This window comes from Floricoccus penangensis (assembly GCF_001832885.1).
In the GTDB taxonomy this organism is placed as follows: Bacteria; Bacillota; Bacilli; order Lactobacillales; family Streptococcaceae; genus Floricoccus; species Floricoccus penangensis.
This window is the reverse complement of record NZ_MKIQ01000027.1, coordinates 374,266-382,107: the sequence shown is the minus strand read 5'-3', so window position 1 is coordinate 382,107 and position 7,842 is coordinate 374,266. Positions and strand designations below refer to the sequence as shown.

Annotated in this window: 9 protein-coding genes and 1 other annotated feature; of the genes, 2 read left to right on the top strand and 7 right to left on the bottom strand. The window is 33.9% G+C overall.

The features are described from left to right. The 3 genes from BG262_RS06580 to cysK form a co-directional block, all read right to left on the bottom strand. On the bottom strand, nt 1-1,490 hold a 1,490-nt coding region (locus BG262_RS06580), incomplete at its 3' end, for a MucBP domain-containing protein (protein ID WP_173861960.1). Nucleotides 1,491-1,890: 400 nt separating this feature from the next. Beyond that, on the bottom strand, nt 1,891-2,403 hold the full coding sequence (gene epsC, locus BG262_RS06575) for a serine O-acetyltransferase EpsC (protein WP_371827963.1): 513 nt from the start codon (nt 2,401-2,403) through the stop codon (nt 1,891-1,893). A gap of 11 nt (nt 2,404-2,414) precedes the next feature. Then, nucleotides 2,415-3,335: a cysteine synthase A gene (cysK, locus tag BG262_RS06570; RefSeq protein WP_070788067.1), complete on the bottom strand. Its 921-nt coding sequence runs from the start codon at nt 3,333-3,335 to the stop codon at nt 2,415-2,417. Nucleotides 3,336-3,529: 194 nt separating this feature from the next. Beyond that, nucleotides 3,530-3,789 (bottom strand) — a binding site (T-box leader). Nucleotides 3,790-3,887: 98 nt separating this feature from the next. Between cysK and BG262_RS06565 the strand changes: the two genes are divergently transcribed. Next, the gene (locus BG262_RS06565) at nt 3,888-4,274 is read left to right on the top strand and encodes a hypothetical protein (RefSeq protein ID WP_070788066.1); all 387 of its coding nucleotides are present in this window, start codon (nt 3,888-3,890) and stop codon (nt 4,272-4,274) included. A 24-nt stretch (nt 4,275-4,298) separates the two neighbouring features. Here the strand turns inward: BG262_RS06565 and BG262_RS06560 are convergent, their stop codons facing one another. From BG262_RS06560 to BG262_RS10415, 4 genes are all read right to left on the bottom strand, one after another. Then, nucleotides 4,299-5,018 carry a pseudouridine synthase gene (locus BG262_RS06560; protein WP_070788065.1) on the bottom strand — a complete coding sequence of 240 codons (720 nt, stop codon included), beginning with the start codon at nt 5,016-5,018 and terminating at the stop codon, nt 4,299-4,301. A gap of 7 nt (nt 5,019-5,025) precedes the next feature. Further along, nucleotides 5,026-5,481, bottom strand: a complete 456-nt coding sequence (locus BG262_RS06555) for an 8-oxo-dGTP diphosphatase (RefSeq protein ID WP_070788064.1) — start codon at nt 5,479-5,481, stop codon at nt 5,026-5,028. A 1-nt stretch (nt 5,482) separates the two neighbouring features. Beyond that, on the bottom strand, nt 5,483-5,674 hold the full coding sequence (locus tag BG262_RS10920) for a hypothetical protein (RefSeq protein ID WP_338061283.1): 192 nt from the start codon (nt 5,672-5,674) through the stop codon (nt 5,483-5,485). Between the two features lie 116 nt (nt 5,675-5,790). Beyond that, the gene (locus BG262_RS10415) at nt 5,791-6,120 is read right to left on the bottom strand and encodes a hypothetical protein (RefSeq protein WP_083312923.1); all 330 of its coding nucleotides are present in this window, start codon (nt 6,118-6,120) and stop codon (nt 5,791-5,793) included. A gap of 148 nt (nt 6,121-6,268) precedes the next feature. Between BG262_RS10415 and BG262_RS06545 the strand changes: the two genes are divergently transcribed. Then, the gene (locus tag BG262_RS06545; protein ID WP_070788063.1) at nt 6,269-7,768 is read left to right on the top strand and encodes a DUF1958 domain-containing protein; all 1,500 of its coding nucleotides are present in this window, start codon (nt 6,269-6,271) and stop codon (nt 7,766-7,768) included. Nucleotides 7,769-7,842 lie beyond the last annotated feature (74 nt).

Sequence of the window (7,842 nt, the reverse complement as noted above, 5' to 3'; positions counted from 1 at the left end):
GATGAAGTTCCTGTACTTGTACCTGTTGATTCACCTGTGCTTGATGAAGTTCCTGTACTTGCTCCTGTTGATTCTTCAGTGCTTGATGAAGATGAACTAGATGATGGAGGTGTATCACGTTTATAAACGTAAGTTATGGAAACATTGCCATCAAAAGTACCCTTTTGAGGAGAGCTACCAGCTTTAACTGATTCATATGTATAACCTGGAATAGAAATCGGAGATTCGCTATAACTAGATCCTGCTTCATTATCATCAGTGAATTTTTCAGGTGCTATTTCATTTCCTAACTCATCCTCGTATTTAACAGTTAGAGAGTAAGGTTTAAATACTGTTAACTTACCTATATTAGACTCAGTGTAAGCGGTATTAGTTGTTACTTTACCATCTTTATCTGTATCTTGATAAGTAAACATGATTCTAGCATAGTACTCTGATCCATCATCTTTTGCTTTTGTAGCATTTTTAATAACTAATGTATTATCTGTACTAGGTCCTTGAACCAGTGTAGATTTACCATTTTTATCTTTCTTAAACCAAGTTACTTGTCCACCTTCAGGAATACCTTCTAATTTAAATGTAGCATCATCGCCTTCTTTTACTTTAACATTATCCAGTCCTGCACCAACTTTTAATGTAGCTTTGCCTGAAGTTGTTGTACCATCATCGTTATATACTGTAGCAATAACTTCAATTGTTCCTTTTTTACCTTCAACAGGTGTGATGACACCAGTATCTGGGTCAATTGTTGCGATTGATGAATCACTTACAGACCATTTTAAATTACCTGTGTAATCACCAGGATTTACTGTAGCTGAGGCATTTGCTTTAGGAACAACTTTTGAATTATCTTGTAATGAAAGTTTATTACTCCATAGATAATCTGTATCTAGACTAACGGTAACATCGTTAGCTTTAACTGGTGCAGTTACATTTATTTGAGCAACATCAGACCACCAGTTACCACCTGCCCAGCGAATAGGATTACCAAATCTAACACTTGTTTGATAATAATAAGTGCCCTCTTTAGTAGTATTGATAGGGATAGTTGACTTTTCTTTCACTGGTTCTGCATCAATTGCCTTCCACGTTGTCGCACCTGGTTCTAATACATACCATTGGTAATATGGAGAATTACCAACTGCAGTTATGTTATTTGCAGCCCATTGTCCAAAAGTACGAGTCACTTCTGCAGATAAATTACCTTTACCATCAAATGCAATATTACGACTTTGAGGTTGTTTTGAAAATCCACCTTCTGTTGTTATAGCACCCCAAAGAATCGTACCATTATCTCCTGTTGGAGTTCCAGGTGGTGCTACAGGTGGTGTAGCTGCAAAAACATGAATTGCAGAAATACCTGGTAGTTCAACTGCACCTGTTGTAACCACTCCTAGTGATAATAGGGCTGCTCCAGCAAATAGCCATTGTTTCCCTGACTTCCATTGTCTGAAGCCAATTTTGTTTTGTTCATTGTGATTGTTTTTCAAATTGTTTTTTCCTTCCGTTTCTGAATGCTTGAAATTTTGCGCACTTATCTCAAAATCATAAGCACGTAGTAAAACCAAGTTTTTTCACTCTTTTTACAACAGTAAAAACGATGTAAATCAACATTGATAACTCATTATTAATGAATTATTTTCGAATCTTCCCTTATATGGGAGCTCCCTTCTCTCATATATCCATTGATTTGATTTTCTCTTTCCACCTTCTTTCTAAGGGATATAAATTACCAAATTTCGCAAAAAAATTTTCATAATCTACAAGGTTCCTAGTTTAATCCTATTAATTATCTCATTTTTTTAAAAAGTAGTAAAATATTTACTATATTTTTTATTTAATAAATTACAAAAAAACCACACAAATTAATTTATGTGGTTGATTTATATTTTAATGTTTTATTATTCTTACTGGACTTCCTACTGCTGTGGTATTATCTGGTACATCTTTGAGGACGAGACTGTTTGCCCCAACTTTGGAGTTCTTACCAATTGTAATATCTCCCAAAATCGTGGAACCAGCTCCTAGCATAGCGCCTTTCTTGACAGTTGGATGCCGTTTACTGTCAGGAGAAAGATCAATTCCTCCTAGGGTTACTCCATGATAAATTGTCACATCATCTTCAACAATAGCTGTTCCTCCGATGACAATGCCCATTCCATGATCGATAAATACTCTTTCACCTATGACTGCTGCTGGGTGTATTTCAATTCCAGTTTTTCTGCGTGACTTTTTTGCTATCATAAGTGCTCTAAAGGTTTTACCCTTCTTAAAAAGTCGGTGTGCTCTGTAATGATTGGCTAGTGCCTGTACTCCAGGGGTGAAGAGATATGCTTCTAATTTACTTGTTGTTGCGGGATCTTTTTCTACTGCGCTTGTCAGTAGGCCGTCAATATATTTAATGTACTGACGCATTATTCACCGAACAAATCTGTTGATAGGTAGCGTTCGCCTGTATCTGGTAGGACTGTCACAACTACTTTGCCTTTTCCTAGTTCATCAGCGATTTTAACTGCTGTAGCAAGATTTCCTCCTGAAGAAATACCAGCTAGGATACCTTCTTTTTGAGCTAGATGATGCACGTATTCATAGGCTTCTTCCTTACTTACAGTCTTTATTTCATCCACAACTTCTGCCTTAAAGTTATCAGGTACAAAGTTAGCCCCGATTCCTTGGATAGCATGTGGTGCCGCATTTCCTTGGCTAAGTAACGGACTAGCATCTGGTTCGACTGCTACTGCTTTTAGCGCAATTCCTTGGTCCTTAAGATAGCTTGAAACTCCGACTAGAGTTCCTGCTGTACCTACTCCTGCGACAAAAGCATCAACTTTACCATCTGTTCCTTGGAAGATTTCAGGTCCCGTTGTTTTATAGTGGGAAGTAACGTTTGCTTCATTGCTAAATTGACTAGGCATGAAATAACCTTTTTCTTCTACTAATTCTTGGGCTTTGGCAACTGCTCCTTTCATACCGCCTTCATCGATTAATACAAGCTCCGCTCCATAAGCTGCCATTAATTTTCTTCTTTCAATTGACATTGAAGATGGCATTACAAGAACTACCTTATAACCTTTTGCTGCTCCGATAAGAGCTAGGGCAATACCCATGTTACCACTAGTTGGTTCTACAATTATGTCACCTTCTTTAAGACGACCTTTTTCTTCCGCATCTACTATCATTTGATAAGCTGGTCTATCTTTAACGCTTCCACCAGGATTACGAGATTCGATTTTTACTAAAATATCTGCGCGATCATCTGTTTCAAGACTTTTAAGTCTTACTAACGGAGTGTTTCCGATTGTATCTAAGATTGAATCATAAATTTTATTTGTCATTTTAATTGTCCTTTATATTTAATAAGAAAGTCTGATGAGACTTTTAGCACATTTCATCTTTAAGGATTGTACAGCAGCAAGCACTGAGATCCTTCATAGATTTACTACATCGATATTTTGATTTCATTTTTTGTTACTTACTGCTCCTTTCTCAATATAAAAACCTCCTGCAATGTATATATTATAAATACATTACAGGAGGCGATATGTGCGCGGTTCCACTCCGATTTTTATCTCTTAAGATAATAGACTTTAAATATGAATTACGAAAATTCGATATTTATCATCCTTATTTAAGCTCGATAACGAGAGCGACCGTATCTTCTACTTTGTCAATTGACAGTTCAATTCAAAGCTCAATGAAGCACCTTCCATATTTTCAGTAATGCACTCCCACCTAACGTGCACTCTCTAGATACCAATAACATGTACTTTCTCATTTCAAAGCCTTGAGATTATAATACATAACTTTCAACCTTTAGTCAATATTTACAACCCAGAAAACTTGAACAAGTATTTAAAATTAACTATAATCATATGAAAGGAGATATTATGCCTATTGCACAAAATTCAATTTTTATAAGTCTTGCATTTTTAGTTTTTTATATTGTAAGCATATACTTTATAAGTAAATCATTGTCTTATGGAAAAATATTAACTATTATTTTCTCAATAATTTCCCTGATCTTTATAAGTTATTATAATCTTAAATATTTTGGAAAACTAAACAATGAAAATCTTTTTGAAATGTCACATCTAATGAAATTTGCTACTCCCATTCTATTTGTTCCTTATTTTTTAGGAACTGATGCATGGATAAGAAAAGGAAATTTTAAGATTAAACCAATTATTATTTTCATCTTGGAAGTTTTATTATTCCTATCAATGTATTACTTATGGTCGTTGATAATGAACTTAATCTTTGTTGGAACAATATAGAAGCATCCTCAGTGGATGCTTTTTTTACTTTTGATTTAATTGTTCAAGTTCTTGTTCATTTAGCTCTCTGTATTTACCTTTGGTAAGTTTTGGGTCAAGCTCAAGATTTCCCATTTTTATACGTTTTAAGTAGGTTACCTCTTTACCGACTGCTTTTACCATACGTTTGACTTGATGAAATTTTCCTTCATGTAAAATCAGGCGTATTTCGGATGTATTTTTGTCCAAATCACGCGCCACTACCTTAAGCTCTGCCGGCATACAAACTTCTCCACCATCAATGGTAATTCCCTCAGTAAAAGCTTTCACGTCTTCATCCGTCATAACTCCTGCAACCTTGGCGTAATATTCCTTAGGTACATGACTTTTAGGTGCTAATAATCTGTGAGACATGGCACCGTCATTGGTTATTATAAGCAACCCCTCTGTATCCTTATCAAGGCGCCCTACTGGAAAAAGATCATCACGATAGTCTGAAATCGAGAATAAATCCATGACAGTTTTATCATGATTATCCTGGGTCGCTGATACTACACTAGCTGGCTTATGTAGTAAATAATAGAAAAACTCCTGATACTTTATTTCTTGTCCATCAAAAATAACCTTATCTTTTTCTGGATCGACCTGAAATTTATCTGATTTAATTTGCTTGTTATTTACTCGGACAAGCCCTTTTTTTATATAGCTTTTGACTTCCTTACGTGAGCCAATATTCATATCTGCTAAATACTTATCTAATCTCATAATACTCCTAATATAAGTTCATAATCCAATCATCACCTACTTTTTTATAGTAAAATTCAGTGATTTGGTCATTATCTATTACTTCCATTATTTCTTTAAGTCCACTTGAACAAGGATGATTAAAAATTTCATCTCTACCTATCCAAAATACTTTACCTTCTTCAGAAGACTTGAGTTGACCTGAAAAATCTTTTGTTTTATATAAAAAGCTTATATGAGCCACTCCATCACCTGGCAAATACTGCATCGTTCCACAAAGTTCGGGATTTCCAATTATCAATCCAGTTTCCTCATAAACTTCACGTATTACTGCATCATAAAAAGTTTCGTTTTCTTCCACATGACCGCCTGGAAGCGTTAGTCCTGGCCAGTCTTTTTTAGTACGATTTTGCACCAATACTCGTCCTTGGTCATCGTAAATCATACACATATTTGTAAAACTTACTAGTTGTGCTCTTGACACTCTAATTCTCCTCTAACATTTTTTCAACTTCTCTTTTCCCAATCTCATCATCTGCTCGTTCAAAATATTCAATTGAGAGTTTGAAGTTTTGAACTGCCCTCCCTTCGTTTGATAGAGAAGCATATGTTTCACCTAGTGCTCTGTATGAACAGGCAATAGATATTAAATCTTCACTTTCTATGGCAAATTTCAAAGATTCCTCAAGCAAAATCAAAGCTTTTTTATATTGGTTAAGTTTTAAATGTAAATAACCTTGTTCGTATAGATTAATTGAATTCTTAAGAGAATCTTCAGGAAAATTATCAATTATTATTTTATATTCTTGATTAATAAGATCAAGTGCATTTTATACTCTTCCTTCTCACGATAAACCATAGCTAACTGATGGAGCCCAACGTGAAGGTTATCTAAATCTTCTTTTTGCTTTGCTAGATTTACATATTCTTCATATATTTTCATTGCCTGTTCATATTGACTATTCTCAATAAATGAATATCCTTTTAGATTTAAAAAGGAAAAATATAGTGGATTACCTTGGTTAATATTATCTGTTAAATCTGTAATTATATTTTTTACCAAGGAAAGGTTTCCTTCAAAAAGTGCAACGAAACCTTGGTTAAATTTCTCTTTTTGAATCATTTTAAATCCTCCTAGTTAGTACTACTATAATATCATTTTTCTTAATTTATAAATAGAATATTAATAAAATATAGTATTCAATATTTTGTAAGTTTGTGATAGAATTATGTTATGTGTAAAAAATGCAAAAAACTAATGGGAGACTGATTTGAAAAAAATATTCTTTTTACTTACAACTGCCCTGAGCATGTCCTCGATAATGATTAATTCATCGAAAACTGCTTTAGCTGACGAAGTTAACAATACTGGTGATATTGTGCAAGTTGCTCGTGATTTTGGTTATCAAGTTAATGAAATCAATAGACCAAAGTCATCTATAGTAATAGATGCTGAAAATGGTCAAGTTTTATGGCAAGATAATCCCGATATTCCAAGAAATCCAGCAAGTATCTCTAAACTAATGACTATATACTTAGTTTTTGAAGCTCTTCATAATGGACAGATTTCTATGGATACTATCGTTACAGCTACTCCGACAGACCAAGCAATTGGAAAGTTACATGCAATCAGTAATAATAATATTGTTGCAGGTGTTGGATATCCGGTAAGGGAACTGATTACAATGACACTTGTACCATCTTCGAATATTGCAACTGTTATGCTTGCTAACCTTGTTTCAAATAATGATGCTGGTGGATTTGTTACAAAAATGAATAGTAAAGCTCAAGAAATTGGAATGACTAATTCTTACTTTAACAATGCAAGTGGTGCAGAGGCAGTTGCATTTAGCGGAATGTACCTTCCACAAGGTTACGATCAATATGCTGGAAATGTTACTACTTCAAGAGATTTGTCTATTTTAGCTTTCAATATGCTGAAGAATTATCCAGAAATACTTGATTTTACTAAAAATCCTCAAGTTACTGCAATGAAAGGGACACCTTATGAAGAACATTTTGAAACATATAACTATTCTACTCCTGGTGTGAAGGAAGATGTTCAAGGTTCTGTATATGGTTATCCAGGAGTTGATGGTTTGAAAACTGGATCAAGCCCTGGTGGTGCATTTAACTATGTTGCAACTTGTTTAAAGAATAATATGCGAGTGATTGAAGTCATTATGGGTGTGGGTGATTGGTCAGATCAGGATGGTGAATATTACCGTCATCCATTTGGTAATGCTTTATTAGATAAAACATATCAAGATTATTCTTATCAAACTATCCTTCCTGCTGGAGAGCATGATATTGATGGTAAGAAAGTAAAAATTGATTCTGATTTAATGGGAGTTGTAAAGAAAAACTCTACTCCAGAATTCAAATATGAGGATGATGAACTTATACTTTCTAATACACTACCTCTTGTTAATGACAAAATGATACCTGTTGAAACAAAATATACTGAAGTAAAAGAAAATAAAAAAGTTAAAGAAGAGAAAAAAACCTTGAAAACTACTACGTCTTCAAGCAAAAGTGAAGACCAAAGTGATGATAATTCACACGAAGATTTCTTTAAAAAACTACAAAGTAAATTAATAGAAATTCCCAATCAAATCCTTTATTCTCTCATTGGAATAGTTTCTGGAACAATACTATTTCTCATATCACGAATTTTTAAGAATAAAAAATTTATTTCATGGTTTACTGCACTTACAGGAATTGCTGCAATTGCAGTAGGTATAATTAATCTTTTTTATCCTCTTATATAATTATTAGTAAATCAAACCTTAACCAATGATTTTTCAGCTCTCAGGCTAACTTCATTGGTTTTTATTTTAAACTC

What these genes read in the sequence shown, in the direction of transcription:
- cysK (WP_070788067.1), bottom strand. Translation starts at nt 3,335, where the DNA reads ATGACAAATAAAATTTATGATTCAATCTTAGATACAATCGGAAACACT.
- BG262_RS06565 (WP_070788066.1), top strand. Translation starts at nt 3,888, where the DNA reads ATGCCTATTGCACAAAATTCAATTTTTATAAGTCTTGCATTTTTAGTT.
- BG262_RS06560 (WP_070788065.1), bottom strand. Translation starts at nt 5,018, where the DNA reads ATGAGATTAGATAAGTATTTAGCAGATATGAATATTGGCTCACGTAAG.
- BG262_RS10415 (WP_083312923.1), bottom strand. Translation starts at nt 6,120, where the DNA reads ATGATTCAAAAAGAGAAATTTAACCAAGGTTTCGTTGCACTTTTTGAA.